Origin of the sequence: Cytobacillus purgationiresistens (assembly GCF_030813235.1) — a bacterium.
Taxonomy (GTDB): Bacteria; Bacillota; Bacilli; order Bacillales; family Cytobacillaceae; genus Cytobacillus; species Cytobacillus purgationiresistens.
Genome location: NZ_JAUSUB010000076.1, coordinates 1 through 1,388, shown reverse-complemented (window position 1 = coordinate 1,388; position 1,388 = coordinate 1). Strand labels below are relative to the sequence as shown.

The 1,388-nt window shown below is 36.6% G+C and carries 1 protein-coding gene; it reads left to right on the top strand.

Going from position 1 to position 1,388, the window contains the following annotated elements:
• Window positions 1-727 precede the first annotated feature (727 nt).
• Window positions 728-1,388: reverse transcriptase domain-containing protein (locus J2S17_RS28725; RefSeq protein ID WP_307480808.1), on the top strand; the 661-nt coding region annotated here is incomplete at its 3' end.

Genomic DNA, 1,388 nt, shown 5'->3' with positions numbered 1-1,388 from the left:
AATATGTTTTATGGTGCGACACGTTTCTAACTGAAAAGGTTAGGCACTTAAATCTGAAAACGAAAGTATCGTTTTCTATTAAGGAGAACTGATAACCCAAAGGGTGGAATGACAGGGTAACGCCTCGAAACGCCCTCTCTGATACTCCGATTAGCATTTATCATATAGCAGATAAGTGTTAAAAGCTCGGTGAAGTCGGCTGAAAGCTACCGTAAGTATTCATAAAGGATGCACGAAAACTATTCAGAGGTGAATGGTGTAGCCGATAGGTCGGGAGTCTATAAACTACTCATGGTGAGAATGTAATATACTGACGAACTTGTGAATGAAAGAGTCTATAACATGACGGTACAGTAATGTATCGGGTTCTATAAAACGGACGCATATAGTGGTTTAGTAAGAATCGTAGATATGAACAACCATACAATGTTACAGGCATTGGATATATGCAGGCTTAAAGCAAGCACCTAAAAGTAGATGTAAAGATAAGGTTATCGGAACGTGGAAAGCTGACAACGTGAAGGTTGCTATAAACCAATGAAACGGCTGCAGGGAATATATAACTTGCATTTATGTCAGTGAGAGTAGTGGCACAGTACCTATGAAGTTATAGAAATATGGCGGAGGGATAGCCACAAGTCAATCTTTAAACTTAGCTATGCTATATATTTCATAGAATCGAGTAAGACCAAATAAACACCAACTCCTAATAGAAAGGACTGGTGCTATGAATAGAGTAAGAACAAACAAAACACTTCGTCATAGCGAATATTACGATATGACGGAAACCTTTGACCGATTATATGAAGCAAGTCAAAATCAGGAAATATTTACTGATATTATGAGCGTTATTATGTCAGATGAAAACATCATGTTGGCATATAGAAATATTAAGAAGAATAAAGGCAGTAACACTAAAAGTATAGACAAACAGACAATAAAGGATATTGGAATAATGTCTGAAAAAGACTTTCTCAGCGTTATTAAGGAAATGTTCTGTTGTTATAAACCTAGAGCAGTCAAACGAGTAAACATTCCTAAACCCAATGGAAAACAAAGACCCCTAGGGATACCGTCTATATGGGATAGAATTATTCAACAGTGTATTCTTCAAGTATTAGAACCAATTTGCGAAGCAAAGTTTCATGACAACAGCTATGGTTTCAGATCAAATCGCTCGGCTCATCATGCCATTGCACAATGTTATAGATTGATGAATCGAAGCAAATTACATTTCGTCGTAGATATAGATATAAAGTCTTTCTTTGACAATGTAAATCATGCAAAGCTGATTCGGCAAATGTGGACTTTAGGAATTAGAGATAAGCATTTATTAGGTATTATACGTGCCATGCTTCATGCACCGATAATCTTACCAGATGGAAAAG